General features: G+C 63.5%; 25 protein-coding genes. 12 read left to right on the forward strand and 13 right to left on the reverse strand.

Going from position 1 to position 26,520, the window contains the following annotated elements; genetic code table 11:
• Positions 1 to 73 precede the first annotated feature (73 nt).
• The 4 genes from VM94_RS13875 to VM94_RS13890 all read right to left on the reverse strand — a co-directional run bounded on the left by VM94_RS13875 (position 74) and on the right by VM94_RS13890 (position 3,193).
• The gene (locus tag VM94_RS13875; RefSeq protein ID WP_046683993.1) at positions 74 to 901 is read right to left on the reverse strand and encodes a MetQ/NlpA family ABC transporter substrate-binding protein; all 828 of its coding nucleotides are present in this window, start codon (positions 899 to 901) and stop codon (positions 74 to 76) included.
• A 32-nt stretch (positions 902 to 933) separates the two neighbouring features.
• Positions 934 to 1,608, reverse strand: a complete 675-nt coding sequence (locus tag VM94_RS13880; RefSeq protein WP_046683994.1) for a methionine ABC transporter permease — start codon at positions 1,606 to 1,608, stop codon at positions 934 to 936.
• Positions 1,601 to 2,410, reverse strand: coding sequence for a methionine ABC transporter ATP-binding protein (locus VM94_RS13885; RefSeq protein ID WP_046683995.1), 810 nt, complete (start codon positions 2,408 to 2,410; stop codon positions 1,601 to 1,603). The genes VM94_RS13880 and VM94_RS13885 overlap by 8 nt, the downstream gene beginning before the upstream one ends.
• A 324-nt stretch (positions 2,411 to 2,734) precedes the next feature.
• A complete protein-coding gene (locus tag VM94_RS13890; RefSeq protein WP_082127707.1) occupies positions 2,735 to 3,193 on the reverse strand; it encodes a YbaN family protein in 459 nt (152 codons plus the stop codon).
• Positions 3,194 to 3,648: 455 nt separating this feature from the next.
• Here VM94_RS13890 and VM94_RS13895 point away from each other — a divergent pair, with 455 nt between their 5' ends.
• On the forward strand, positions 3,649 to 4,215 hold the full coding sequence (locus VM94_RS13895; protein ID WP_034779171.1) for a YceI family protein: 567 nt from the start codon (positions 3,649 to 3,651) through the stop codon (positions 4,213 to 4,215).
• Between the two features lie 249 nt (positions 4,216 to 4,464).
• On the opposite strand, the gene VM94_RS13900 is transcribed toward VM94_RS13895, so the two are convergent.
• On the reverse strand, positions 4,465 to 6,273 hold the full coding sequence (locus VM94_RS13900) for an NAD(P)/FAD-dependent oxidoreductase (RefSeq protein ID WP_046683996.1): 1,809 nt from the start codon (positions 6,271 to 6,273) through the stop codon (positions 4,465 to 4,467).
• A gap of 143 nt (positions 6,274 to 6,416) precedes the next feature.
• Positions 6,417 to 7,559: a sigma-54-dependent Fis family transcriptional regulator gene (locus tag VM94_RS13905; RefSeq protein ID WP_046683997.1), complete on the reverse strand. Its 1,143-nt coding sequence runs from the start codon at positions 7,557 to 7,559 to the stop codon at positions 6,417 to 6,419.
• 237 nt (positions 7,560 to 7,796) lie between these two features.
• On the opposite strand from VM94_RS13905, the gene VM94_RS13910 reads away from it, so the two are divergent.
• From VM94_RS13910 to VM94_RS13920, 3 genes are all read left to right on the forward strand, one after another.
• Positions 7,797 to 9,137 carry a serine hydrolase domain-containing protein gene (locus VM94_RS13910; protein ID WP_082127708.1) on the forward strand — a complete coding sequence of 447 codons (1,341 nt, stop codon included), beginning with the start codon at positions 7,797 to 7,799 and terminating at the stop codon, positions 9,135 to 9,137.
• A gap of 84 nt (positions 9,138 to 9,221) precedes the next feature.
• Complete coding sequence (locus tag VM94_RS13915; RefSeq protein WP_046683998.1) at positions 9,222 to 10,799, forward strand: CHASE2 domain-containing protein; 1,578 nt, start codon at positions 9,222 to 9,224, stop codon at positions 10,797 to 10,799.
• 62 nt (positions 10,800 to 10,861) lie between these two features.
• Complete coding sequence (locus VM94_RS13920) at positions 10,862 to 11,260, forward strand: GFA family protein (RefSeq protein ID WP_046683999.1); 399 nt, start codon at positions 10,862 to 10,864, stop codon at positions 11,258 to 11,260.
• Position 11,261: 1 nt separating this feature from the next.
• On the opposite strand, the gene VM94_RS13925 is transcribed toward VM94_RS13920, so the two are convergent.
• The 3 genes from VM94_RS13925 to VM94_RS13935 are packed head-to-tail and all read right to left on the reverse strand — an operon-like array spanning position 11,262 to position 16,500.
• A complete protein-coding gene (locus tag VM94_RS13925; protein ID WP_046684000.1) occupies positions 11,262 to 14,039 on the reverse strand; it encodes an Hsp70 family protein in 2,778 nt (925 codons plus the stop codon).
• Positions 14,040 to 14,041: 2 nt separating this feature from the next.
• The gene (locus VM94_RS13930; RefSeq protein ID WP_046684001.1) at positions 14,042 to 15,922 is read right to left on the reverse strand and encodes an Hsp70 family protein; all 1,881 of its coding nucleotides are present in this window, start codon (positions 15,920 to 15,922) and stop codon (positions 14,042 to 14,044) included.
• Positions 15,919 to 16,500, reverse strand: a complete 582-nt coding sequence (locus VM94_RS13935; protein ID WP_046684002.1) for a DUF2760 domain-containing protein — start codon at positions 16,498 to 16,500, stop codon at positions 15,919 to 15,921. The genes VM94_RS13930 and VM94_RS13935 overlap by 4 nt, the downstream gene beginning before the upstream one ends.
• A gap of 265 nt (positions 16,501 to 16,765) precedes the next feature.
• Between VM94_RS13935 and VM94_RS13940 the strand changes: the two genes are divergently transcribed.
• Together VM94_RS13940 and VM94_RS13945 are read left to right on the forward strand one after the other, a co-directional pair.
• Positions 16,766 to 17,365, forward strand: coding sequence for a transglutaminase-like domain-containing protein (locus VM94_RS13940; protein ID WP_046684003.1), 600 nt, complete (start codon positions 16,766 to 16,768; stop codon positions 17,363 to 17,365).
• A gap of 15 nt (positions 17,366 to 17,380) precedes the next feature.
• Complete coding sequence (locus VM94_RS13945) at positions 17,381 to 18,163, forward strand: DUF4349 domain-containing protein (RefSeq protein WP_046684004.1); 783 nt, start codon at positions 17,381 to 17,383, stop codon at positions 18,161 to 18,163.
• Between the two features lie 75 nt (positions 18,164 to 18,238).
• Here the strand turns inward: VM94_RS13945 and VM94_RS13950 are convergent, their stop codons facing one another.
• Positions 18,239 to 18,433, reverse strand: coding sequence for a hypothetical protein (locus VM94_RS13950; RefSeq protein WP_138829149.1), 195 nt, complete (start codon positions 18,431 to 18,433; stop codon positions 18,239 to 18,241).
• Between the two features lie 309 nt (positions 18,434 to 18,742).
• Between VM94_RS13950 and urtA the strand changes: the two genes are divergently transcribed.
• The 5 genes from urtA (at position 18,743) to urtE (ending at position 24,367) form a co-directional block, all read left to right on the forward strand.
• The gene (gene urtA / locus VM94_RS13955) at positions 18,743 to 19,996 is read left to right on the forward strand and encodes an urea ABC transporter substrate-binding protein (protein ID WP_046684006.1); all 1,254 of its coding nucleotides are present in this window, start codon (positions 18,743 to 18,745) and stop codon (positions 19,994 to 19,996) included.
• A 141-nt stretch (positions 19,997 to 20,137) separates the two neighbouring features.
• Positions 20,138 to 21,721, forward strand: a complete 1,584-nt coding sequence (gene urtB / locus VM94_RS13960) for an urea ABC transporter permease subunit UrtB (protein ID WP_046684007.1) — start codon at positions 20,138 to 20,140, stop codon at positions 21,719 to 21,721.
• Positions 21,718 to 22,839 carry an urea ABC transporter permease subunit UrtC gene (gene urtC / locus VM94_RS13965; RefSeq protein ID WP_046684008.1) on the forward strand — a complete coding sequence of 374 codons (1,122 nt, stop codon included), beginning with the start codon at positions 21,718 to 21,720 and terminating at the stop codon, positions 22,837 to 22,839. The genes urtB and urtC overlap by 4 nt, the downstream gene beginning before the upstream one ends.
• Positions 22,836 to 23,666 (forward strand): urea ABC transporter ATP-binding protein UrtD, encoded by an 831-nt coding sequence (gene urtD / locus VM94_RS13970; protein WP_046684009.1) that lies wholly within the window; start codon positions 22,836 to 22,838, stop codon positions 23,664 to 23,666. The genes urtC and urtD overlap by 4 nt, the downstream gene beginning before the upstream one ends.
• 2 nt (positions 23,667 to 23,668) lie before the next feature.
• Positions 23,669 to 24,367: an urea ABC transporter ATP-binding subunit UrtE gene (gene urtE, locus VM94_RS13975; protein WP_046684010.1), complete on the forward strand. Its 699-nt coding sequence runs from the start codon at positions 23,669 to 23,671 to the stop codon at positions 24,365 to 24,367.
• Positions 24,368 to 24,369: 2 nt separating this feature from the next.
• Here the strand turns inward: urtE and VM94_RS13980 are convergent, their stop codons facing one another.
• The 3 genes from VM94_RS13980 to VM94_RS28735 all read right to left on the reverse strand — a co-directional run bounded on the left by VM94_RS13980 (position 24,370) and on the right by VM94_RS28735 (position 25,795).
• Complete coding sequence (locus tag VM94_RS13980; protein WP_035820135.1) at positions 24,370 to 24,954, reverse strand: chromate transporter; 585 nt, start codon at positions 24,952 to 24,954, stop codon at positions 24,370 to 24,372.
• Positions 24,951 to 25,538, reverse strand: a complete 588-nt coding sequence (locus VM94_RS13985; protein WP_046684011.1) for a chromate transporter — start codon at positions 25,536 to 25,538, stop codon at positions 24,951 to 24,953. The genes VM94_RS13980 and VM94_RS13985 overlap by 4 nt, the downstream gene beginning before the upstream one ends.
• A gap of 80 nt (positions 25,539 to 25,618) precedes the next feature.
• Complete coding sequence (locus VM94_RS28735; protein WP_185982125.1) at positions 25,619 to 25,795, reverse strand: hypothetical protein; 177 nt, start codon at positions 25,793 to 25,795, stop codon at positions 25,619 to 25,621.
• Between the two features lie 261 nt (positions 25,796 to 26,056).
• On the opposite strand from VM94_RS28735, the gene VM94_RS13995 reads away from it, so the two are divergent.
• The gene (locus tag VM94_RS13995; RefSeq protein WP_046684013.1) at positions 26,057 to 26,278 is read left to right on the forward strand and encodes a hypothetical protein; all 222 of its coding nucleotides are present in this window, start codon (positions 26,057 to 26,059) and stop codon (positions 26,276 to 26,278) included.
• The last annotated feature ends 242 nt before the right edge of the window (positions 26,279 to 26,520 follow it).

A 26,520-nucleotide genomic window follows, 5' to 3' on the forward strand; every position in this document is an offset into this window, starting at 1 on the left:
TGGCATGTCCGCGTAGCGCGGGCGAAAAAAAAGGACGGCAACAGCCGTCCTTTTTACGTTTCAAGCGTACCGTTTATTTTTTCAGCGTTTTTTCCAGCGCCAGCTGGTAATCCGTTTTTTCATAGCCGGCCAGGTATTTGTTCGTCGCGTCGAGGAATGCGCGCGAGCGGTAGGCCGCTTCCAGATCCTTGACCCATGGCTTGGCCTTGTCGGCCGTGCGGATGGCGACCAGGTTGATGTAGCTGTCCGAGATCTTTTCCACGGCGAGGGCCGAGGTCAGCTTCATGCCGGCGGCCAGGGCGAAGTTGCCGTTGACGAAAGCGTAATCGGCGTCCGCCAGCGAACGTGGCAGCTGCGCCGCTTCCAGCGGCACCAGTTTCAGCTTCTTCGGGTTTTCCAGCACGTCGCGTTCGGACGCGCGCAGCGGATCGACGTTCGGTTTGAGCTTGATCCAGCCCATTTTGGCCAGCATCACCAGCGCGCGCGCCTGGTTGGTCGGGTCGTTCGGCATGGTGATGGTGGCGCCGTTCTTCACGTCGGCCAGCGTTTTCTGCTTGCCGCCGTACAGGCCGATCGGCATGGTCGGCACGGTGATCAGGGGGCTCAATGGCAGCTTGTTATCGGTGGCGAACTTGGTCAGATACACGATGTGCTGGAACACGTTGGCGTCCAGCGAGCCTTCGGCCAGCGCGTAGTTCGGCTGCACGTAGTCGTTGAATTCCACGATCTTGACCTTGTAGCCCTGTTTTTCCAGGATAGGCTTGATGCCCAGCTTCAGCTGGTCCGAATACGGGCCGGAGCTGGTGCCGATGACGAGTTCTTTTGGGTCCTTGGCGTGGGCGGCGGTGGCGAAGGCCAGGCTGGTTGCGGCCAGGAGCAGGGTGCGGCGAATGTGGTTCATGCTTTTCCTTGTACTGAAATACTGAAGATGAATTAACGTTTGTCGAGGCGCTTGGCGATGCGCGTGCCGGCGAACTGGATGGTTTGCACCAGCACGATCAGGATGGCCACGGTGGCGACCATGATGTCCGTCTCGAAGCGGTAGTAGCCGTAGCGGATGGCCAGGTCGCCGATGCCGCCGCCGCCCACCACGCCGGCCACGGCCGAATACGACAGGAAGCTGATCGACAGCACGGTCAGGGCCAGCACGAGGCCGGAACGCGCTTCGACCAGCAGCACGCGGAAGATGATCTGCATTTCCGACGCGCCCATGGCGTGCGCCGCCTCGATCACGCCGCGCGGCACTTCGCGCAGGTTCTGTTCCACCAGGCGCGCCAGGTAGGGGATAGCGGCGAACGACAGCGGCACGCTGGCCGCCAGCGGGCCGATCGACGTGCCTGCGATGATGCGCGTAAACGGCGTCAGGGCGACCAGCAAAATGATGAAGGGGAAGCTGCGCACGGTATTCACCAGCCAGCCGAGGATCGTCGACAGCGGACGGTTTTCCAGCGACTGGCCTTCCGAGACGAGGAACAGCAGGATGCCCAGCGGGCCGCCGATCAGGATGGCGGCCGTGAGACCAATGCCCAGCATGGTCATGGTCTGGCCCAGCGCCACCCAGATTTCCGGCAGCAGGTTGATGACGTTATTGATCGATTCTTCAAACATGTGTTGCATCCTTCCATGCGGTGGCTTCAAACGCCTCGGTGCCGTAATAAGCCAGCTCGCGTCCCAGCGCCGTCTTGCGCGGGGTGGCCGTGTCGCTCAGATCGAATTGTTCGGCGATGGCGCCGTTTTCCACGACGGCCACGCGGTTGCAGATGGCGCCCAGCACCGACAGCTCATGGCTGACGATGACGATGGTCACACCCAGGCGCGCATTGATGTCGCGCAGGGTGTCGAGCAGGGCGCGCGTCGTTTCCGCGTCCAGCGCGGACGTCGGCTCGTCGCACAGCAGCACGTCGGGGTGGCTGGCCAAGGCGCGGGCGATGGCCACGCGCTGCTTCTGCCCGCCGGATAATTGCGCCGGATAGCTGTGCAGCTTGTCGGACAGGCCGACCAGCGCCAGGCATTCCTCGACTCTGGCGGCGATCTGCTCGCGCTTGGTCGTGCCATGGATTTTCAGGGGGAAGGCGACGTTGTCGAAGACGCTGGCATTCTGCAGCAGATTGAATTGCTGGAAAATCATGCCGATATTCTGGCGCGCGTCGCGCAATTCGCTCTTGCCCAGGCGGGTCAGTTCGCGCCCGGCCACGGTAATGGTGCCGCTGTCGGGACGCTCGAGCAGGTTAATCAGGCGCAGCAGGGTCGATTTGCCGGCGCCGCTCTTGCCGATCAGGCCGAAAATATCACCGGGATAGACTTCCAGCGTGACCGATTTGACCGCGTGGAATTGTTCGCCTTTGGGCAGCGCAAAAGTCTTGTTCGCGCCATCGATGCGAATCACCGGCGTGCGGTGTGATGTGGTCATGCAGTGTTTCCTTTTTTATTGGACCGTGACAGGCGCGCTTGCAGGGGCCAAATCGCCCAGCCTGTTACGTCGGTTGCGTAGTATACCTCCGATCGTGTTATTACTCCTACGACAGAATCTTGCTTTGAATATGCAAATAATGTCTATGCGCCTGTTTGTTGGTTGAAAAAGCGGGAAAGCGGCGTTCTTGCCGAATTTAATCACGTGGACGGGCGCGAAGGAGCCGCATCTTGGTGAAAAGTTCGCCGTGCCCTGCGGACGCATCGCGGTGCTTTTATGTGCAGTTCAGCTCACTTGCCGTTTTCTGGATGCGGGTGCGGCGGTTTACTGCCCGTCATTGCCCTCTTCTGGGGCAGATTCTGCCCCGCTGGCGGCAGGGCCTTCGGGACGCCGCAACAGGTAGACGAGGACGGCGATTTCCATGGCACCCACCATGGCGATGACCCACCACGGCGGGTGGCCCAGGCACATGGCGACAAAGCCGATGGCCATGCCCAGGCAAGCCATGGCCTTGCCGCGCCGCGAGACGGCGCGGTGTTCGCGCCACTGGCGTAGCGACGGGCCGAAGCGGGGATGATGCAGCAGCCAGTGCTCGAGGCGCGGCGAGGCGCGGCTGAAGCAGGCCAGGGCAAGGATCAGGAAAATCGTCGTCGGCATGACGGGCAGCATGGCGCCGATGATCCCCAGCAGCACCATCAGGGCACCGGCAGCCGTCCAGGCCCAGCGGCGCAGGCGTACGCCGTGCGCTTCGCACAGTGGCACCTGGGCGTGCGGCTCCCGCATCAGGCGAGGGCGCCGGCGGTCAGGCCCTGGCTGGATGGCGGGCAATTGGTGAGCTGAGCGTTCAAAGTATTCGTATCGTGGCGGGTGGCCGTCATGTTTTTTCTGTGCTGTGTTCTGCTCTATTATGGATGAATCAAGGCGGCGCTGCATGCTGGCCAGGGCCGCGATGATAACCATTTCACAGGATAATAACAAGAATCATTCTCATTTGATGAGCTGATAACGCTGGATATTTTTGGCAATGCAGACAATAATCGGCAGCAGAAGACGCTGTCATGGACACCATTACCGTTACTATCGATTTTTTCGATGCTAACTAGGTATATTTTCCGTTTTACATCGATCTTCATGCCATGCATAATCTGTTGCAACTGAAGCCAGACAATCAGCCGCAGCGCTTCCCGCCTGCAGCTGCTTGCGGTTTTGACATCCTCCACTCCTATCAGGAATCCATCATGAAAAAACTGCTCGCTTTTATCGCCGCCGCCGGCTTCTCGCTGTCCGCTTTTGCCGCTCCAGAAGTCTATGTCATCGATGGCAGCCACACTTTCCCCCGTTTCGAGTACACCCACATGGGCTTCTCGACGCAGCAAAGCCGTTTCAATAACACCACCGGCAAGGTCACCCTGGACCGCGCCGCCAAGACGGGCGCCGTCGAAGTGCTGATCGACACCAAGTCCGTCGACACGGGTTCGACCCTGTTCAACTCGCACATCCAGGGCGAAGATTTCCTCGACACGGCCAAGTTCCCGGTCGCCACCTACAAGTCGACCAAGTTCAATTTCGACGGCGACAAGCTGGCCTCCGTCGACGGCAACCTGACCCTGAAAGGCGTGACCAAGCCAGTGACCCTGACCGTCACCTCGTTCACCTGCGCACCGCACCCGATGCTGAAGAAAGACGCTTGCGGCGCCAACGCCACGGCCAAGATCAAGCGCTCGGAATTCAACGCCGGCAAATATGCGCCAGCTGTCAGCGATGACGTGACGTTGACGTTTGCTATCGAAGCGATCAAGCAGTAATTGTCGGATGCATGACGAAAAAAATGGCGGCGGACTTCGGTCCGCCGCCATTTTTTCGTGTGTATTCCGGCATGCGCCAACATTGTGTCGGATTACGCGCTTGCGCGCTAATCCGACCTACGTGGTTTTGCAGGTGCCGCAAGAAGCGGCGGGCCCAAAACCACCGCTTTTTCGACAGTAGGTCGGATTAGCGCGGCAACGCCGCGCGTAATCCGACATAAGCCGACATGCGCCAGGCATGCAAGACGATCACGCCAGGTGATGCACCTCCTGCTGCCCATATATGGGCGTGTTCAAGCCTTCCATGCGCGCCTTCAGCTGCAGCGACAGGTATTGGGAATAGTGGCGCGACTGGTGCAGGTTACCGCCGTGGAACCACAGCGCCTGCTGCTGCGTGGGTTTCCACATATTGCGCTGCTCGCCTTCCCACGGGCCAGGATCCTTGGTCGTGCTTGACCCGAGTCCCCACACCTTGCCCACCTTGTTCGCCACCTCGGGCGAGATCAGGTCCGCCGCCCAGCCATTCATGGAGCCGTAGCCGGTGGCGTACACCACCAGGTCGGCCGGCAGTTCCGTGCCGTCCGACAGCACGATGGAATGGGCTTTCAATTCCTGCACGCCGACGCCGCTTTTCAGCTTGATCTTGCCTTCGGCGACCAGCTCGGAGGCGCCCACGTCGATGTAGTAGCCGGAGCCGCGGCGCAGGTATTTCATGAACAGGCCGGAATCGTCGTCGCCGAAATCGAGCATGAAGCCCCGTTCTTCCAGGCGCGCGTAAAAGTCCGCATCGCGCTCGCGGATGGCCTTGAAGACGGGCTTCTGGAAGTCGGCCAGGATTTTGTACGGGATCGAGGCGAACGTCAGGTCGGCCTTGGCCGTCGTCATGCCGGCCGCCAGCGCCCGTTCCGAATACAGGTCGCCCAAGGCCAGGTCCATCAGGGAATCGGACTTGACGATGTGCGTCGACGAGCGCTGCACCATGGTCACGTCCACGCCCGCTTCCCACAGGGCGGCGCAGATATCGTGCGCGGAATTGTTCGCGCCGATGACGACCACCTTCTTGCCCACATAGGCGTCCGGCCCCGGATGCTGCGACGAGTGCTGCTGCTCGCCCTGGAACACGTCCATGCCCTTGAACTTCGGCATGTTCGCCTTGCCCGACATGCCCGTGGCCAGCACCAGCTGTTTTGGTTTCAGGGTGACGGGCTGGCCATCGCGCAGCACCTGCACCGTCCATTCGCCCGTGGTCTCGTCGAAGCTGGCCGATTCGCAGGACGTCGAGCCCCAGTAATTGAGTTCCATCACCTTGGTGTACATTTCCAGCCAGTCGCCGACCTTGTCCTTCGGCGTGAAGACGGGCCAGTTGTCGGGGAAGGGGATGTACGGCATGTGGTCGTACCAGACGGGGTCGTGCAGGCACAAGGACTTGTAGCGCTTGCGCCAGCTGTCGCCGGGACGGGCGCTTTTCTCGATGATGATGGTGGGGACGTTCAGCTGGCGCAGCCGCGCGCCGAGCGCGATGCCGCCTTGGCCGCCGCCGATGATGACGCAGTAGGGCTGGCGCGCGTAGCCCAGTTCCTTTGCATCCTGCTCGCGCTGTTCCAGCCAGCTGCTGCGATTCGTACGCGCGCCATGTTCGGCGCCCATGGGCCGCCGGCCGCCCTTGGCTTCCTCAAAACCCTTCAATTCGCTCATGGTGGTGAGCAGGGTCCAGATCTTGCCGTCGCGGATGCGGATGAAGCCCACGCCGTGCGCCACGTTCGTTTCCACCGTGATCCAGCTTTGCAGCACGCCGCCGGCTTCCACCGCATGCTCGCCATCGGCGATGCGGATGGAGACCGGCTGCACGGCGCCCAGTTGGGCGGCCAGCATGGCGGCGATCTGCTCGCGGCCTTCCAGGGTTTTCAGGTTCCAGGTAAACAGCACCAGGTCGCGCCAGTAGCCATCCTGTTCGAACAGTTGCGCGGCGCCCGTGCCGTCGCTTGCGCGGAGAAAGCCTTCGAGCTGCTCCAGGATGCCGGCCACGGCCAGGTCGTGCGGGTTGATATCGGTTTGCATCGTGTCTCCTCCAAGTCTGCTGACTTTATGATGGTATGCGGCTGTGTTGCCGCTGACGATGTTGTAACACTGGCGTTCCGGCGCCGCATTGCGCAGCGCAGCATGGCAGCGATTGAGACGGAAGTCTCAGCGCGTTTGTCGCATCATTGCCGGTGCGGCGCCACGATGTGCAGCTGCTTGAGGCGCCGGTACAGGGTGGCGCGCGAGATGCCCAGCATGGCGGCCGCCTGCAGCGGGCGCCATTTGGCGGCGTTCATGGCGTGGACGATGCGCGTGCGTTCGGCCAGTTCCAGCGCCGTGTAGGCCACCACGTCTTGCGCGGCGGTGGCCTCGCGCATCGCGCGGGGACGCGCCTTGGCCGGGCGCAGCGGCGCGCGCACGCGGGCGTGCAGCCAGGTGCTGCCGCCGGCCAGGCGCAAGGACAGCAGACTGCGTCCCGCGCGCGCATCGAACAGCCGTTCGACGCCCACTTCCAGCACCTCGGCGACGGGGCGCGGCAGGGTGTCCAGGCCCCCGATGACGTCGCGCGCGCAGCGGTTGGCGGCGACGATGTCGCCATGTTCATCGATGGCAAGCAGCATTTCCGGCTGCACTTCCACGAAGTGGCGGTTGCGGTGCGCCAGCAGGATGCAGCAATGGCTGTAGGACTTGAGAAAAAAGCCGTCCTCGATCAGGGTCGCGCCTTGCCGCACCAGCTGCTTGACGAGGCGCTGGCTGTCGCGCGCGTCGGGAGAACGCAGGGCCGACGCATCGAGCACGCCGATCAAGTCGCCGTGCGGCGAAAAGATCGGCGCCGCGCTGCAGGTCAGGCCCGTGAACGCGGCGCGAAAATGGTCAGTCTTGTGCACGGTGATGGCTTCGTGGTCGAGCAGAACGGAGGCGATGCCGCACGTGCCTTCTTCCTCTTCCGACCAGCAGGAACCAGGGTACAGGCCCGCCTTCTTGAAATCCTTGCGCTGGTCCGTGTCGACCACGTAGTCGATCGTCACGCCGCGCGCATTGGCGAGGATGACGCAGTAACCCGCTTCGCGCACCATGGCGTGCAGGCGCGGCAAACACTGGCCCGTGGAGCGCAGAAAATCTTCCTCGGATTGCTGGATGGCGCGCAGTTCGGCGCCCGTCAGGATACGCGGTCCCGTGGTGGAGGCTGGGTCGAGCCGGTAATCGTCCAGCGAGCGCCGGTATGACGACGCCAGCCTGGCCGTATCGGCCCCTGGGTTGACGATGCGGCCGGCGATCAGGTCGCGCACGCGGTCGATATGGCTGGTCTGGCGGACGTAGGGCATGGCGCTCTCCAGTGTCTCGTGTCTGTTTTTATGGTGTTTTGCTTGTTGTCTCCGTTTTTAGCACGAAGCGCGGGGCCTTACATCCTGCGCTGCAGCATGGCACGCACGTGAGACGTTTGTCTCAGCGCGTGGCCCGCACAATAGGATGCCGTAGAACAAGATAAAAAAGTTTCTCTGTTAGCATGTATCGCATGAAGCGAGCGCCGCCGCCGGCGCCAGCCATGACAGGAGAAATGCATGACGACACTGCCACCAACCCGCGGCCTGGCCTTGGCCGCCGCCTGCCTGGCGCTGGCCGCCGGCGCCCATGCGGCGGAGACGACCAAGGTGGCTGCCAAACCTCTGTCGGCCGCCGCCAGCGATCCGGCCGCATTGCAATGGATGGTGGGCGCGCCGCCGCCGGCCGATAAAATCATCCGCTTCGACGATGGCAGTTATTTCAATTTCCCGCAGCTGCGCTGGAGCGTGTCGCACTTCCGCCAGTTGATGCCGACGGTGGCGGTGGCGCGCGGCTTGAAAGCGCCCGTGCCCTTGCCGCGCGCGCTGCGCAAGGATATCGACAGCCTGCGCTTCACGCCATTGGGCGCGAAGGAAACGATGACGTGGGAGCAGTCGCTGGGCGCCAATTACACGGACGGCATCGTCGTGCTGCACCGGGGCCGCATCGTGTATGAGCGCTATTTTGGCGTATTGAAGGAGGGCGGCCAGCATGGCGCCATGTCGGTGACGAAGTCCGTGATGGGCACCATCGGCGCGGCCCTGGTGGCCGAAGGCAAGCTCGATCCGGGCAAGAAGGTGGCCGATTACGTGCCGGAACTGGGCAAATCTGCATTTGGCGACGCCACCGTGCGCCAGGTGCTCGACATGACCACGGGCCTGAAATTCAGCGAGGATTACGCCGACCCGAACGCGGAAGTGTGGCAGCACGCGGCGGCCGGCAATCCGCTGCCCAAACCGAAGGATTACACGGGACCGCGCAGTTATTTCGAGTATCTGCAAACGGTGCGGCATGAGGGAAAACATGGCGAGGGCTTCGGCTATCGCACGGTCAATTCCGACGTGCTGGGCTGGATCATCGCGAAGGTCACGGGGCAGAACGTCAATGAGTACCTGTCCGAGCATGTGTGGCAAAAGCTGGGCGCCGAGCAGGATGCCTACATGTCGGTCGATTCGACGGGCACGCCGTTTGCCGGCGGCGGCTTGAGCGCGGGCTTGCGCGACCTGGCCCGCTTCGGCGAGATGCTGCGCAACGATGGCCGCTACAACGGCCAGCAAATCATCCCGCGGGCAGCCGTCGACAATATCCGCCGTGGCGGCGACAAGCAGCTGTTCGCCAAGGGCGGCTACGATTTGCTCAAGGGCTGGAGCTACCGCGACATGTGGTGGGTCACGCATAACGACCATGGCGCCTACATGGCGCGCGGCGTGTACGGCCAGCGTATCTATGTCGACCCGAAAGCGGAAATGGTGATCGTGCGTTTCGCCTCGACGCCGACGGCGGCCAACGCGGCCAACGATCCGACCACCACGCCGGCCTTCGAAGCGCTGGGCAAGCTGCTGCTGGCCAAGCCGCAGTAGGCTGCCGGGTTGACCCGTGCCAGTTGTGCGGCGAAACGGGCACAACTGCAATACACTATCCTTTTGTCATTATTTGTTGCTTGAATGACATTCAGGCATCGCACGCAAGGGGAACGCACCGTGGAAACCAGCCAGCCGGATCAACCGCGCCCGCCACTCTGGCGGCGCCTGCTGTGGCCAGCCGCCCAGCTTGGCTCGGCCTTCAAGCTGACGGGCACACATCTGCTGCATCACGTGATCGGCGCCAGCCTGATCGCCGCGCTGATGCTGGCGCTGGAAGGTTTTCACGTGCTCGAATGGCTCGATGCGGCCATGCTGCGTGCCAGCGCGGCGCAGGAGCAGTTGCTGGACCGGGGCAAGGACCCGGGTGCTGCCTACCGGCCCGGCATCATCGAAATCGACCAGCCAGCCTTCGAACAGGTCTTCGACGAGCGAGAACCGCTGGAGCGTACGCGCCTGGAGCAAGTGATCGCCAGCGCCGCCGCGCGCGGCAGCAAGGTGCTGGCCATCGACCTGGACCTGGCGCCAGCAGTATATGAACAGCACAAGGACGGCGAGCGGCCGCTGGACCACTTGCTGGACCAGCTGGCCGCGCATGGCCGGCAACTGGTGCTGATCCTGCCCGAGCAATCGGACCAGAACGCGAACCTGCCGTGGATACGCGCGCGCTGCGCGGCCGGCATCCACTTTGCCAGCCCGCGTATCCGCGAACGCATGGGCGCCGTCACGCGTATCGAGCTGAAAAGTCCCGTGCTGGCGGCCGTGGCCTTCGAGCTGGCGCATGGCGCCGACGAGCAGGAGCAGAAGCAGCCCATGCCGGCCGCCCTGTCCGAGCAAAAGGAAGTCGTGGCGCTGGCCGGCCGCGTGTGCCAGCTGGCGCGGCGCACGGGCAGTGAAAAGGAGCTGGCGCGCTGGGCATTCGAGCCCGTCATCCATGGCGACGCCAAGGCGGCGGCCGAACAGAACGCCGTCACCGCGCCGTTTCACCCGGCCGCCGTGGCGCCGGCATTCCTGAACCCCACGCGCACGCGCGTCAAACTGATCGACGGCCAGGCCGGCGTGGATGCCGGGGCGTTGCGCAAGAACGTCGTGTATATCGGCAGCACGTATGATGTGCGCGACCGCTATACGACGGCCGAAGGCGAGCAGGCCGGCCTGCACCTGCACGCGGCCGCCCACACGTCGCTGGGCATCGGCACGGCCGACGTCAATAAATATGCGGTGTTCGTGGCCGACATCGTCATCGGCGTGCTGCTGGGCTGTCTGTTCGGCGGCCTGTGGACCCTGTACGGCCGCGCCGAACTGGCCATCGACCGGCGCATGGAAGACCACGATTTCAGCCGTTTGCACCGCATGGGCACCCTGGCGGAATTCTATGGCATCCGTTTGATGCTGGTGCTGGTATGGGCTTCGCCGTTTGCCATCGGCGCGCTGGCCATCTATTTGTCGCGCGGCCTGCTCGAGCAGGGCTGGTGGGTCAATCCAGGTCCCCTGATCGCCGGCATGTTCCTGCACGCGATGTCGTTGCGCGACGAAGCCCATCACCCGCACGAGGAAGTGCCGGGCCTGTCCGTGTGGGCCCAGCTGCGCCGCACGCATCCGGGCATCGTGCTGGTGCAGGCGCCGCTGGCGGTGCTGCTGTTGATCGTCGCCCTGATCTAGCGCAAACCGTGGCGCCGCAGCGGCGCTACACTGGGCGCCTTTTTCAATTGCAGGAGAATGCCATGCTGAGCGGAGGATGTTTATGCGGCGACGTGCGCTACGAAGCGGGCACGGGTGCTTTTCATGAAACGGCCTGCCATTGCTCGATGTGCCGCCGCGCGTCGGGCGCGCCGTTTGTCGCCTGGTTCAGCGTGCCGAGGGCGAACTTTCGCTGGCTGCAGGGCGAGGCCACGCCCTATGCATCCAGCGAACACTGCACGCGCAGTTTTTGCCCCCGCTGCGGCACCCAGCTGACGTTCGAGGATGAGCGCGACCCGGATGAGGTCGGCTTGACCACCGGCAGCCTGGACAACCCGGAACAACTGCCGCCGCACAGCCATATTTATACGGACACGCAACTGGAGTGGGTGAAATTGGCCGATGGCTTGCCGCGGTATCGTGGGGCGCGTAGCGAGGGGTAATTTACCCGATCAGCTTCAACCCCGGCGGCAGCGCCTCGCCCAGCATGCGGCGGGTAACAGCTTCGTCCAGCTGCGTCACTTCGCTGACCATGGCCTGCCACAGTACCGGGGCGCCCACGGCTTTCAGGCGGGTCAGCACATTGGCGCGCAGCTCGTCGCCGATGTCGCGCGAGCGGTCGCCCGTCATGCGTGCCAGGTGGGCGGCGGCAAACGCCGCCGGTTCCGTTTTTTTCCAGTCCAACGCCAGCAGCACGGCCAGCCAGTCGGCCACGGTGGCGCTGTCGACCACTTCGTGCGCGCTGCCGTGGAAGGGTTGGCGCGCGCCGACCCTGGCCAGCGCCCACAGGGTATTCGTGTCTGCCGCTTCGCCCTTTTTATTGGCCTTGTCCAGGCGTTGCAGCAGCCAGGCACCCACTTCGGCCTTGTAGGCGCCGGGGATGCGCTCGAGCGACGCGCCCAGGCGCAGCATGTCGTCGTCGCTGCCGCCCACGAGGGTGACGGGGCGGCTGCCGCGCTGGGCCGCGTCCGCTTGCAGGTTGAAGGCGAAGTCGTCGAGCAGGCGCAATTGCTGCTCCGAATTCAATCCGCCCGTCACCCTGCGCCACAAAGTCCACCATTCGGCGCACACCTGGTTGACCTTGTGATGCTGCGCGCCCGCGTCGAACATGGCCCACAGCTGCTCCATGCGCCATGGATCAAGCGCATCGCCATAGCCGGGACGCAGGCAGTAGCCGGCCAGGTTCAGCCACACCCGCTCATGCTCGGCGGAGCGGCGCCGGCCGCGCGCGCGCAGCATCAGGGCGTCGAACAGCTGGCGCAACAGGGGAGTCTCCCAGCTTTCACGCCCACCCAGCCCCCGTTCCAGGTGCTGGCGCAACTGGCGCACTTCCTTGATCTCGACCTTTTGCGCCTTGCCGCCGAAGATGCGCTCGATCTTTTCGACCGCTTCCTTGATGCGTGGCGAAACGGCTTGAGCCTCGTCATCGCCTTGCTCTTCCTTACCAGCCCGCAACTGGAATTCCAGCAGCCAGCGCTGGCTGGCGTCGGCTTCAGCCACGCAATGCACTTCCAAAGTCCCGACTTCCGTCATGACGGTTGCCAGCTGCACGGTGATTTCTCGCTTGTCGCCGCTTTCCGCTTGCAGCACGCTGGCCAGCGGCGGCAGGCGCAAGTATTCTCCGGCGTCCAGGTCGACGATCTCGCCCAGCTGCGGCGGCGTGCCCGCTTCCGCGAGGGAGGTGGCCAAGTGGAAGCGCACTGGCCGGCCCAGGCGCAGCGCGAACAGCCGCTCCGTCAAGCGGATTTCTTCGCCGCTGGCGCTGCCACGGGGCAGGATGCAGACGGCGCGGTTGTCCTTGCCCGCTTCGCCCAGCACGAGGAAATAACTGCGCGGCGAGCCGCCGCCGATGCGCGGCGCCTGGCCACGGCGGGCCAGCGCGTAGGCGACGGCGCCACGGGCCACGGCCACGTCGGGATTATCGTTATGCAGGATGGTGAGTGGAGCACCGCGCCAGTGCGCCAGAGTCTCGGCCAGGCGGCGCGCCAGCGCGTCGGCGCGGAACACGCCGCCATTCAGCAGCAGGGTGTCGGGCAGTGCCCCTTGGTGCTGTTGCAGAAAGCTGGCCAGGTGGCGCGTGATGGCCGCGTCCTGCGCATACGGCAGGCCGAATTCGACGATGCCGGCGCGGCCTTTTTTCGCTGTCTCGGTGAGTTCCACCTTCGGGAAGAAGCCGTCGACCACCATGGCCGCCACTTCCTCGCGCGTGACGTCGGCGGAACGGCTGCCGCCGATCAAACGCGATCCCGCGCCCAGCAGGGTGACGGTGGCGCTCTCGGGTGCGTCGTGCGACAGCAGCAGTTCCTTGGCGGCGCGGCAGCGTTCCATCAGCTGCGACAATCGCGCGGCCGAGAGTTTCATGCCGCCTTCGTTGCCAGCGGCCATGCGCGTTTCCACGAGGTGGGCCAGCGCCAGGTCCATATTGTCGCCGCCCAGTATCAAATGGTTGCCCACGCTGCTGCGCGTGAGCTGCGGTTCGCCGTCGTCATCGAAGCCCACGTCGATCAGGCTGAAATCGGTGGTGCCGCCGCCCACGTCGCACACCAGAATTCGGCGCGTGTCGGCCAGGTCCGCGCGCAGGGTGGCGCGCCGGCGCTGCAGGTAATCATAAAAAGCGGCCTGCGGTTCTTCCACCAGTCGCAAGGTGGGCAAGCCCGCCATGCGCGCCGATGCCAATGTGAGTGCGCGCGCACCCTCGTCGAACGAGGCGGGGATGGTCAGCACCAGTTCCTGATCTTCCAGGGGAGAGCCCGGGAAGCGGTGATTCCACGCGGCGCGCACATACGCGAGGTAACTGGCGCTGGCCGCCACGGGCGACACCTTGGCCACGTCGCTATCGGCGCCCCACGGCAGGATGGGCGCCTGGCGGTCCACATTCGCATGCGACAGCCAGCTCTTCGCGCTGGAAACGAGCCGGCCCGGCACCTGCGCGCCGAGCTGGCGCGCGAGCGCCCCCAGCACGGCAGATTCCACGCCTGCGACGTCCTGCTGCGGCCACGGCAGCTGCAAGTCGCCCGCCGCCAGTTCACCGGCGGCAGGGTGGTAGCGCAGCGAGGGCAGCAGGGGGCGTGCGCCCACTTCGCCGGGAGCGACCAGCTGCTCGATGGCGAACAGCTGTATGCCCGCCTGCGCATCGTTGGCATCGGCATAGGCGACCACCGTGTTGGTGGTGCCCAGGTCGATGCCGACCAGGAAGGCCGGCTTGCCCGCAGCGCCACGCATGCTTATTGCTGCGGCGTGCCGCGCACGTCGAATTCCACTTTCCAGCGCTCGGCGCCGTCAGGGGAAACGGCCAGCAGTTCCAGGGTGCCCGCTTCCGTCACGCGCGCGTGCAGTTTGACCTGTACCACGTCGCCGGCCGATCGGCCTTCGGCGGATAAGGTCGCCTGGATTTCGCTCAGTTCCTGCAATTCATCGGGGCCCCAGAAGTCGAGCAAGTCGCCGATCTGGTCGTTGCGGCGCGTGGACGAGGCGAAGAAGCGGAAGTGCACGGGTTCGCCCACGACGAGGCCGAATTGCTGGCCCGGCAATTCCAGTTCGCTGCCTTCTTCCATGCCGAACGGCGCCACGCACAGGGCCTGGATCGGCGGTTCCATGCCGGGGATGGCGGGCATGGCCGATTCGATGGCGACATAGAAGGAACTGGCCGTGCCACCGCGGATGCGCACGCCATGGCCGCGCCGCACGTAGCTGTAGTAGGCCGCGCCACGGGCCACGGCCAGGTCCAGGTCGGCCCCGGCCAGCATGCGCGCCGGTTCCGCGCCTTCCATGTACAGCCAGTCGTTGACGGTGGCCATGATGCGCTGGACCAGCAAGTCGGACTTGAAGACGCCGCCGTTGAACAGCACGGCCGTCGGATGCAAGAAGCTGGCGCCGTCCGCCTGGCGGCCGGCAAAGCCTTCCAGTTCGCTCGTCGCCGCCACTTGCCGGCCCAGGAAGGCGGCCAGGTGGCGCGTGATGGCCGCGTCCTGCGCATACGGCAAGCCCAGTTGCGTCAGGCCGGCGCGTGTGCGCACGGCAGGGCGGCTCGACGCTTCCACTTGCGGGAAGAAGCCGTCGAGGATGAAGGTGGACACTTCCGCGCGCGTCAGTTCTGTGCGGATGGAGCCGCCGATCAGTTTCGAGCCGCGGCTTGGCACGACGATCGGTGCTACATCGAGGCCGCTGTCGGCCAGCAGGCTTTCCTTGGCGCTGCGGCAGCCATACGTGAGCGCGCGCATTTGCCAGGCGTCGAGCTGGGTGCCGTTGGCGGCCAGCTTGCGCGCCACCAGGTGGGCCAGGGCCAGGTCCATATTGTCGCCACCCAGCAGGATGTGTTCACCGACTGCCACGCGGTGCGGTTCCAGCACGCCGTCGCGTTCGAGCACGGCGATCAGCGAAAAGTCGCTGGTGCCGCCGCCCACGTCGACCACCAAAATGATGTCGCCCGGCTTGACTTCCTTGCGCCAGCGTCCTTCGCTCGTCTGGATCCAGCTGTACAGGGCCGCCTGCGGCTCTTCCAGCAAGGTCAATGAGGAATAGCCAGCCGCCTGTGCCGCTTCCATCGTCAGCTCGCGCGCGGCCGGATCGAACGAAGCGGGAATCGTGACGGTGATTTCCTGCTCGGCGAACGGCGCTTGCGGGTGGGCGTTGTCCCAGGCCTGGCGCAAATGCGTCAGGTAGCGCGTGGCGGCCGTGATGGGCGAGATGCGCGCCACTTCCGCCGGCGCGTCATTTGGGAGGATGGCCGCGCGGCGGTCCACGCCCGGGTGGCACAGCCAGCTTTTCGCGCTCGACACCAGACGGATAGGCGTGGTGGCGCCGCGGCTGCGGGCCATTTCGCCGACGACGAACGGCGCTTCCGCTTCTTCGGTAACCCACGGCAGGGCCAGGTCGCCCGCCGCCACTTCATCGGCGTGCGGCAGGTAGACGAACGATGGCAGCAAGGAGAGTTCTTCGACGGTGCCCGGCGCCGACAGTTGCGGCACTTTCAGCACGCCGTGGCTGGATTGCTCGCCGTCGCTCTCGACCAGGTTCACATACGACAGGGCGCTGTGGGTGGTGCCCAGGTCGATGCCGATGGCGTAGCGCGGGGTGTTCGGGGTGGCGTTCCTTGCGTCGTTCACAGTTCCACCTCGGCCGGTGCCAGGATGGCGGCGTCGTGCTGCTCGCTCAGTTTCGGCAGGCGCACGCTGGAGGCGCGCCAGCCGCGGTGGCTGAGGGTGCCCGTGAATGGCGCGGAACCGACCACGTTGCCCGTCAGGCGCACCTGGGCGCTGTCAAAACCTTCCTGCAGCACGATGCGGCTGCCTTCGGCTTCCTGGCGCACGGCGTCGATGGTGAAATATTCGCGCATGACTTTGGCGCAGCCTTCATGCACGACGCGGGCGGCCGCGCCGATGTCGGCGTCGGCATGGCTGCCCAGGTTTTCCTGGGTGAAGTCGATCAATCGCGCTTCGCGTTGCAGCAGGGCCAGCAATTGCAGGGCCGCGTCCGGCGTGGCTTCCTTCAAAATGACGGGCGCGGCGGCCGGCGTCGGCACGGGGGCTGGCGCCGGGACCACTGGCGCAACGGGAGCAGCCTCGGGCAAGGACAGCTTTTCCACGCGGGCCGCATAAGCGGCGTCCGACAGGGTGCTGAAGAAGGCGCCGAAAGCCAGCGGGACTCTGCGCCAGAACGATGGGTGGGACGATGATGTGTTCATAGGGAACTCGTTTCTCTGATCTGTAGGGAGGCGTCGGCGGCGCGCCCGATGGCGGGGCCGCTTCGCAGGGTAGTGCCTGTGCCGGGCCTATAGGGCCGGCTGCGTTTGCCCGCATGATACCAGCTACCGGGCCGGCGCCAAAGTCGCCGCCCCCCGCGCAGCCAGCCTGATGCGTGGATTTTCTTTGTTCCTGCGCAAAGAAACGGTGAATGTTGCGCCGCTTCGACTAAAATCGCGCATTATCTTTTCGCATTGCCTTTATGCCATGTCTACCGACTTTTCCCCCTATCTAGGCAGCAGCCTGTATATCGACAGCGACCATCCGGCCGTGCGCGCCAAGGCGGCCGCACTGGCGGCAGGCGCGGTGGGCGACGCCGCCATCGCGGCCCGCTGCTTTGCCTTCGTGCGCGACGAGGTGGCCCACAGCTGGGATTACCGGCGCAATCCCGTCACCTGCCGCGCTTCCGACGTCTTGCAGCATGGCACGGGATATTGTTATGCGAAGAGCCATCTGCTGGCCGCGCTGCTGCGCGCCAACGGCATTCCTGCCGGCCTGTGCTACCAGCGCCTGGCCGTCGGCGAAGTGGGGCCGCCGTTTTGCCTGCATGGCTTGAACGCCGTGTATCTGCAGGACTTTGGCTGGTACCGCATCGATGCGCGCGGCAACAAGCCCGGCGTCGATGCCGCATTCACGCCGCCACGCGAGCAGCTGGCCTTTCCCGTGCTGGCGCCCGAGGAGCGCGACTTGCCGGAAATCTGGGCGGAACCGCTGCCGCAGGTGGTGGCGTCCCTGACCGGCCATGCGACCGTACAGGACGTGGCGGCGAACTTGCCTGATATCACATTGCTGCCGCTGCAAAAATAATCCAGGAAAGAAATCATGAAAAAAGTGTATGTGGGTTTGATCGGCCTGATGCTGCTGGCCGGTTGCGGCGGCAAGGGCGAGAGCGGCGGGCAATCGAGCGCCGCGCGCCTCGATGGCAAGGAAAAGGGCAGCGAGTTTCTTGCCTATGAGCATAGCGTCAGCGTCGATACGCACGAGGCGCAAGTGCGGCCCCTGTATGAAAAAGTGGTCGCCGCCTGCAAGGCCGATACGGAAAACGGCTGTTTGCTGCTCGATTCCAGCCTCGATAGTGGCCGCTACGTGCACGCACGCATCAGCATGCGTGCCAAGCCGGCCGGCATCAGGAAGCTCGTCGCGCTGGTCGCGGCCGAAGGCGACGTCACCAGCCAGGGCACCAAGGTGGAAGACCTGGGCCGACCTGTGCTCGACAGCAAGAAGCGTCTGGAGATGCTCAAACAGTACCAGGCGCAATTGCAGGATCTGGAAAAACGCTCGGGTGCGAACGTCGACGCCCTCATCAAGGTGACCAAGGAGTTGGCCACCGTGCAAGTGGAACTGGAGCAGGCGACGGCGGCCAACGCGCTGTTGATGCAGCGCATCGATACGGACTTGCTGAACGTGGCCATCAGCGCCGAAGGCAAGCAATCGTTCTGGACGCCCGTCAAGCGGTCGCTGGGCAATTTTACGGACAACCTGTCGGAAGGCGTGGCCAACGCCATCACGGCCATGGCGTACATCCTGCCGTGGCTGATCGCTTTCGTGCTGTTGTTCCCGCTGGGCCGCAAGGGCTGGCGTCGTTTGCGCGGCATCAAGCGCTAGGCACGCGCCGCAGACGTGAACAGGGCCTGCGCGCGGCAGGCCCTGGAGCGGCGTTACATGCTTGCCGCAACTTGATCAAGCGTGATGGTTCGCCGTGTTGGCAGACACGACTTCGGCCGCTTTTTTCGGACGTTTCTTGATATTGCTGCCGGTACTGCCTTCATCGTCGACCTTGACCTGGCTCGTGCTGACGCCACCCGCCGGGGCCGTAGGTGCGGCGCATGCGCTCAACAGCAACAGGGCGCATACGCCCGCGATCATATTTTTCATGAGTGAACTACCTAAGTAAGTGAAGTAAAGGGAAAGAAGCAAGTACCACGCTGATTTCATGTTTACTTACGCCGCCAGGCAATGCGGCGCAAGAGAGTCATATCTTAGTGCGCTTATCAAGAAAGCTCAATTAGTTTTTAGATAATTCCGGATTCCCCAGGAAGTGGCGCTGCTGCACCAAAACGGTGGGCCGCGCGCCGCCCTGTCGCCCCGTCCCCGCCACTCCAGGGCAATGTGCCTGGCATGCATTCTGCTTTAACAACATCGCAGACCCAGCTCGACCCCCACGAACCCATCACAGGAGTCCCCATGTCACGACGCATCATCCTGAAAGCGGCCGCCGCCGGCGCACTGGCCCTGGCCACGTCCATCACCATGCAGGCAGCCTTGGCCGCCGATACGATCAAGGTGGGCATTTTGCATTCCCTGTCAGGCACCATGGCCATTTCCGAAACGTCGCTGAAAGACGTGGCCTTGATGACGATCGCCGAGATCAATGCCAAGGGTGGCGTGCTGGGCAAGAAGCTGGAAGCCGTCGTCGTCGACCCGGCGTCGAACTGGCCTTTGTTTGCGGAAAAAGCGCGCCAGCTGGTGGCGCAGGATAAGGTTGCCGTCGTGTTCGGCTGCTGGACGTCCGTGTCCCGTAAATCGGTTTTGCCTGTGTTCAAGGAACTCAACAGCCTGCTGTTTTATCCGGTGCAATACGAGGGCGAGGAACTGGAAAAGAACGTGTTTTATACGGGCGCCGCACCGAATCAGCAGGCCATTCCCGCCGTCGAATACCTGATGAGCAAGGATGGCGGCGGTGCCAAGCGCTTCGTGCTGCTGGGCACGGATTACGTGTATCCGCGCACCACCAACAAGATCCTGCGCGCCTTTCTGAAAAGCAAGGGTGTCAAGGATAGCGATATCAGCGAGGTCTACACGCCGTTCGGCCATGCCGACTATCAAACCATCGTTGCCAACATCAAGAAGTTTTCCACGGGCGGCAAGACGGCCGTCATTTCCACCATCAATGGCGATTCGAACGTGCCGTTCTACAAGGAACTGGGCAATGCCGGCTTGAAAGCCACGGACGTACCCGTCGTCGCGTTTTCCGTGGGCGAGGAAGAGCTGCGCGGCATCGATACCAAGCCCTTGCTTGGCCACCTGGCGGCGTGGAATTATTTCGAGTCCGTCAAGAATCCCGTGAATACGGCTTTCATCAAACAGTGGAAAGCCTATGCCGTGGCGCAAAAGCTGCCGAACGCGGGTTCGGTGGTGACGAACGACCCGATGGAAGCGACCTATGTCGGCATCCACATGTGGGCGCAAGCCGTGGAAAAAGCCAAGTCGACGGACACGGACAGGGTGATCGCCGCCATGGCCGGCCAGAGCGTGAAAGCGCCATCGGGCTTCACCCTGACCATGGACGCCACCAATCACCATTTGCACAAGCCCGTGATGATCGGCGAGATCAAGGCCGATGGGCAATTCAATGTCGTGTGGAAAACCAAGGAACCGATACGTGCCCAGCCGTGGAGCCCGTTTATCAAGGGGAATGAGGGCAAGCAGAAGTTATGAGTTAGCGGCCAAAAGGCCGGGGTCAGTCGCTTCGCGATCGGAATTCGTCCCATTGGGACGAATTCCCCCGACGGGACTTGGTGTCCCTGTCTGACCCCAGATTTTCGCTCGGGCTGAAATAACGATGAGAGGTCTTTCCGCATGCGTCTGCTACGTCGTATTTTGCTATTACTTTGCCTGTTGCCGCTGTCTGCGCAGGCCGCCATCCCTCCCGACCTGCTCAAGCCCCTATCCGGCGACGACCCCGACACCAGGGTCGCGGCAGTCGCCCAGATCGCCGCCCTGGCCACACCCGAGGCCGCCCGTGTGCTGCAAGCCTTGCAGGATGATCAGTTATATGCCGCGCCCGACGGCAAGGTCTATATCGTCGACGGCGAGCAGGCGTATGACCCGTCGACCAGCAAGAGCGTGCCGCTGCCGGACGGCATCGATGGCGTCATGGTCAACAACCGCTTGCGCTCGGTCGTGGCGGGCGCTCTGTCGGGGCTGAAACTGCTGGCGCCCGAGCGCTCCACGCGCCTGGCTGCCGCGCGGGCGCTGCAGCAATCCGTCGATCCGGCGCAGCTGCCCCTGATCCACAAGGCGCTGGCGCAAGAGAGCGATGCCGAGATCCAGCAGATATTGCAAGTGCTGATCGCCAGCGCCAACCTGCATGCGCCAGACGCCGTCACGCGCAAGCAGGCCGTGCAGGACCTGGCGGGTAGCAGCGATGCGCGCTTGCTGCCCGTGCTGCAAGCCATGGTGGACAAGGGAGGCGAGCCGGACGAGGCCGTGCAGCTGGCCGCCATCGACACCATGGGCCAGATCAAGGGACGAGTAGCGCGCATGGAATTCGCCGGCAATGTGTTTTACGGCATTTCGCTGGGCAGCGTGCTGCTGCTGGCCGCCTTGGGGCTGGCCATCACCTTCGGCTTGATGGGCATCATCAACATGGCGCATGGCGAATTGCTGATGATAGGCGCTTACACGACGTATCTGTGCCAGCTGTTTTTCCGCACCTATTTGCCTGACCTGCAGGAGGCGTATCTGCTGGCCGCCTTGCCGGCCGCCTTTCTCGTCGCGGGACTGGTGGGCGTGGCGCTTGAGCGCACGGTCATCCGCTGGCTGTACGGGCGGCCGCTGGAAACCCTGCTGGCCACCTGGGGCATCAGCCTGATCCTCATGCAGACGGTGCGCACGATCTTCGGCGCGCAAAACGTGGAAGTGGCCAATCCCGCGTGGATGTCGGGCGGCGTCACCGTGCTGGGCGGCCTCGTGCTGCCGTACAACCGCCTGGCCATCATCGTCTTCGCTGTCCTTGTCGTGATGGCCGTGTGGCTGATTCTCAACAAGACACGGCTGGGCCTGTTCGTGCGGGCCGTCACGCAAAACCGCCGCATGGCCGATTGCGTGGGTGTGGCCACGGGCAAGGTCGACATGCTCACTTTCGGCCTCGGTTCCGGCATCGCCGGGCTGGGCGGCGTGGCCCTGTCGCAGCTGGGCAACGTGGGACCGGACCTGGGCCAAAGCTACATCGTCGATTCCTTCATGGTGGTGGTGCTCGGTGGCGTAGGCCAGCTGGCCGGCACCGTGATCGCCGCGCTGGGCCTGGGCGAAGTGAACAAATTCCTCGAACCGGTGGCGGGCGCCGTGCTGGCGAAGATCGCCATTCTCGTGTTCATCATCATTTTCATCCAGCGCCGGCCGCAAGGCCTGTTTGCCATGAAGGGACGCAGCGTCGAATGACTACCTCCTATCCGATAAAGCAGGGCCTGTTCACGCGGCCCGTCTGGCTGGTCATTGCCGCCTGCACGCTGCTGGCGGCAATGTTGCCGATCTTTAACCTGGCGTTTGCCGAAGGTCATGCCTTGCACGTGTCCGCCTACACGGTGGCGCTGGTGGGCAAGTTCATGTGCTACGCGCTGGCCGCGCTGGCGCTGGACCTCGTCTGGGGCTACACGGGCATCCTGTCGCTGGGACACGGCGTGTTCTTTGCGCTGGGCGCGTATGCCCACGGCATGTATCTGATGCGCGCCATCGGCGAGCAGGGCCAGTACCACAGCAGCTTGCCCGACTTCATGGTCTTTCTCGACTGGAAAACCTACCCGTGGTACTGGGCCTTCACGGAACACTTCTGGTACTGCATGGCCCTCGTCGTGCTGGTGCCGGGCGTGCTGGCTTTTGTCTTCGGTTACTTTGCGTTTCGCTCGCGCATCAAGGGCGTGTATTTTTCCATCATCACGCAGGCGATGACGTATGCCTTCATGCTCTTGTTCTTCCGTAATGACACCGGCTTTGGCGGCAACAATGGTTTCACGGATTTCAAGACCATCCTCGGCCACAGCATCACGGCGCCCGCCACCCGGGCCGTGCTGTTCCTGCTGACCCTGGCCTTCCTGCTGGCGGCCTTGGTCGGCGCGCGCGCCATCGTCCGCTCGAAACTGGGCAGGGTGCTGCAGGGCGTGCGCGACAGCGAGGCGCGCTTGATGTTCCTCGGCTACAACCCGCTGTGGTTCAAGCTGTTCGTCTGGACCTTGTCGGCCGTGCTGTGCGGCATCGCCGGCGCCTTGTACGTGCCGCAAGTGGGCATCATCAACCCGTCCGAAATGTCACCGGCGAATTCCATCGAGATGGTCGTGTGGGTGGCTGTCGGTGGGCGGGGCACCTTGATCGGTCCCATCCTGGGCGCCTTCACCGTCAACGGCTTGAAAAGCTGGTTCACGGCCGCCTTGCCGGAACTGTGGCTGTTCGCGCTGGGCTTGCTGTTCATCGTCGTCACCCTGTTCATGCAGCAAGGCATGCTCGGCGTGTTGAGCAAGCTCAGACGCAAGAAAGCGGCCGTCGTGGCAGAGGAGGCCGCATGAGTATCCGCATGTTGCCCGGCATGGCAGGCACGGAAACGGGCGCCAGCTATTCGCGCGTCAAAGGCGAGGGTGTCGACACGACGCATGGCGCGATTTTGTACCTGGAAGACATCAGCGTGTCCTTCGACGGTTTCAAGGCCATCAACAAGCTCAGTCTCGATATTTCTGTGGGCGAGTTGCGCTGCATCATCGGTCCGAATGGCGCGGGCAAGACGACGATGATGGACGTGATCACCGGCAAGACGCGGCCCACGTCCGGCACGGCCTGGTTTGGCCAGACCATGAATCTGGCGACGATGACGGAAGCGCAAATCGCCCACGCGGGTATCGGGCGCAAGTTCCAGCGCCCCACCGTGTTCGAGCAGCACACGGTGTTCGACAACTTGGAACTGGCGATGAAGATGGACAAGCGCGTGGCGCCCACCCTGTTTGCGCGTTTAAGCTCGGAGCAGGCAGGCAAGATCGAAGCGATATTGCACCTGATCCGCCTCAATGGCCACGAGGCGCGGCCGGCCGGTTTGCTGTCGCACGGGCAAAAGCAGTGGCTGGAAATCGGCATGCTGCTGATGCAGGAGCCGCAGCTGATTCTATTGGACGAACCGGTGGCCGGCATGTCGGATGCGGAAACGGCGCGCACGGCGGAATTGCTCAATGAATTGCGCGGCAAACATTCGATCATGGTGGTCGAGCACGACATGGGTTTTGTCACGGAAATTGCCCAGCAAGGCATCGTCACCGTGCTGCATGAAGGGTCCGTGCTGGCGCAGGGCCGCATGGACGAAGTGCAGGCCGACGAGCGCGTCATCGAAGTTTATCTGGGAAGGTAACCATGCTGGAAGTCGAACAATTGAATCAATACTATGGTTCCTCGCACACCTTGCGCGGCATCAGTTTGTCGGCGCGCAAGGGCGAATGCCTGGCCTTGCTGGGACGCAATGGCGTGGGCAAGACGACCCTGTTGAAATGCCTGATGGGCGTGCTGCCCGTGGCCCAGGGCAAGGTGCTGTTCCAGGGCCGCGACATCACGCGACTGACGCCGCATGCGCGCGCCAAGCTGGGCATCGCCTACGTGCCGCAGGGGCGCGACATCTTTGCGCGCCTGACGGTCGAGGAAAACCTGCTGATGGGTATGGCGAGCAAGCGGGGCAGGCAGGCTTCGCGCATCGATCCCCACGTGTATGAACTGTTTCCGGTATTAAAGGAGATGCTGCAGCGGCGTGGCGGCGATTTGTCCGGTGGGCAACAGCAGCAACTGGCCATCGCCCGCGCCCTGCTGGCCGAGCCGCAGCTGATCATCTTCGATGAGCCGACGGAAGGCATCCAGCCCTCCGTCATCAAGGATATCGGCAGGGTGATCAGCCTGTTGAAACAGCGGGGCGACATGGCCATCGTGCTGTGCGAACAGTATTTCGATTTTGCCCGCGAACTGGCCGACGAATTCATCGTCCTGTCGCGCGGCAGTGTCGTCGCCAGCGGCAATGCGGAACAGATGGCTGGCGAGGACGTGAAGCGGCACCTGGCCGTGTGAGGTCAGACGAGCTGGAACCAGCCCAGCACGGCCCCTGCCGCCAGCAGCCACAATAAATGGATCTTCGTGCGCCAGATGATCAGGCCGGCCACGATGGACAAGCTCCACAGGGGCCAGTCGGTGCGGATGTCATGGTTGGCGCCGCCCAAAATCATGCCCGTGGAAATCAGGAGGGCGACGACGATGGGCGCCATGCCTTGCTTGAAGGCGCGCACGGGGAGCAGGTCGCGGTTGCGGTAGCCCCACTGGGCCGCCACGTAGGTAAGGGTGGTGCTGGGCAGCATGATGCCGACCATGGTGATGAACACGCCCAGGTAGGCGGCCGTGTAGCTGCCCGCGTTCATGCCCACGTTCCAGCCCATCAGGGCAACGAACAGCACGTTCGGGCCGGGCGCGGCCTGGGCGATGGCGATCGATTCATTGAATTGCGCCTGCGTCAGCCAGCCGTGCTGCTCGACGAGGAAACGGTGCATTTCGGAGGTGGTGGAAATGGCGCCGCCGATCGACATCAGCGACAGCATCAAGTAGTGGCCGAACAGGTTCAGCCAGTCGCCCGTGCTCAACACCAGTTGCAAGGGCGGATTCATGTGGACAGCTTTCGATAGGTGAGCAGGCAGCCGATGCCGCCCAGGCCCAGCAGGATGTACAGCAGGGGCCAGCGGAAGATCGCCACCATCAGCACGCCCAGCACGGTGATGGACAAGGTCAGCCACAAGGGCAGCGGATGCTTGGTCAGCGCGGTCGCCAGTTTCACGCCCGTGGCGGCGATCATGCCGGCCGAGACGGCCGCCATGCCGCGCAGGGCGCCCGCCATCTGTGGATTGTCGCCAAAGCGCGTGTACAGCACGCCCAGCACGAGCACGATGACGAGGGGCGCGGCCAGCATGCCGGCCAGCGCCGTCAGCGCGCCCTTCAAGCCGAAATAGCGCCCGCCCACCATCAGTGACAGGTTGACGACATTCGGCCCGGGCATGATTTGCGCCACGGCCCAGTCTTCCAGGAATTCTTCCTGCGTCAGCCAGCGCTTGCGCTCGACCATCTCACGCTGGATCACGGCCAGCACGCCGCCAAAGCCTTGCAGGGCCAGCCAGGTGAACGAGAAGAACAGGTCGGCAAGCGAAGCCGGTTGCGGGCGGGGCAGGTCGGGAGGAAGGGTGGAAGGTGCGGACATGGCTGATTATCGCCGTGCCTGCTTCGCCTTGTCCATGCTTATGTCCGTACTTCTTTCCCATGCCCTTGTCCAGGCATGGCTCAGCCCCCGCCGATGCCGGCGATAACCACGCCCGTGCCCCCGCACATGGGACAGGGCTGGCCATCCGCCCTGGTGCCCCGGCCCTGGCAATGCGTGCAGACGTTTTCACCGGTGCCGGGGGTGCCGGAAGGGGCGATGTCGCCGGGATTTTTGGCCGGCTCGGGTGTTGTATTCATGTCGTGTCTCCTCGTCCATGCAGTGCGAACGCCGCGTGTTGGCAGCAAGTCCATACTAGGCTGGCGACAGGCGCTGCGTTTGATCTGCCTTAGACGTGCGGCCTTGTGTATCAGAAAAAAACTGCATTGGAATAACTGGCTGGCATTGACATCGCGCGTTTTTCGGCAATACTTTCGCTGTTACTCTTCCACGCTGCCATCCCGGCTCCGCTCTCCGCTGCCGCTTCCCGCCATGTCTACCTTCCGCAGGAGTCATTCATCATGCCTAATTCCCAAGAAACCTTGCACATGCCCGTCATACCTGTGGTGCGCCATGCTCGCGTGGACCAGAAGATGTGCGATATCGTCAACCTGGGCATCGCCGTGCAGGCAGCCTTCAGCACCTTGTGCGCGCTCGAATACCTGAAGTCATACAATGTCGCCCCCGAACTGATCGAGCGCGTTCTGCTGCATCCGGAGCAGCGCCGCCAGACCGTGCATTGAGTATCCGCACGGCAACTGTGTTGCCGGCAGCGTGAGCCCGGTGTTGTCGGATTGATCATTACGGCTCAGTTATGCACAAATGATGGGTTAACGAAATTGGCGAAATAATTTTCTTGTGATTATGTGTGAGTTTCCAAGTGCTTGATTTTAATGGATTTTATTTTTGCTGTTTGATTGAGCAGTTTATTGAAAGCCGCACGGGCTGTGGCTTTGAGGGCTGTCAATAGGGCCTTATCCACAAA

This window comes from Janthinobacterium sp. KBS0711 (genome assembly GCF_000988085.1).
In the GTDB taxonomy this organism is placed as follows: Bacteria; Pseudomonadota; Gammaproteobacteria; order Burkholderiales; family Burkholderiaceae_D; genus Janthinobacterium; species Janthinobacterium lividum_E.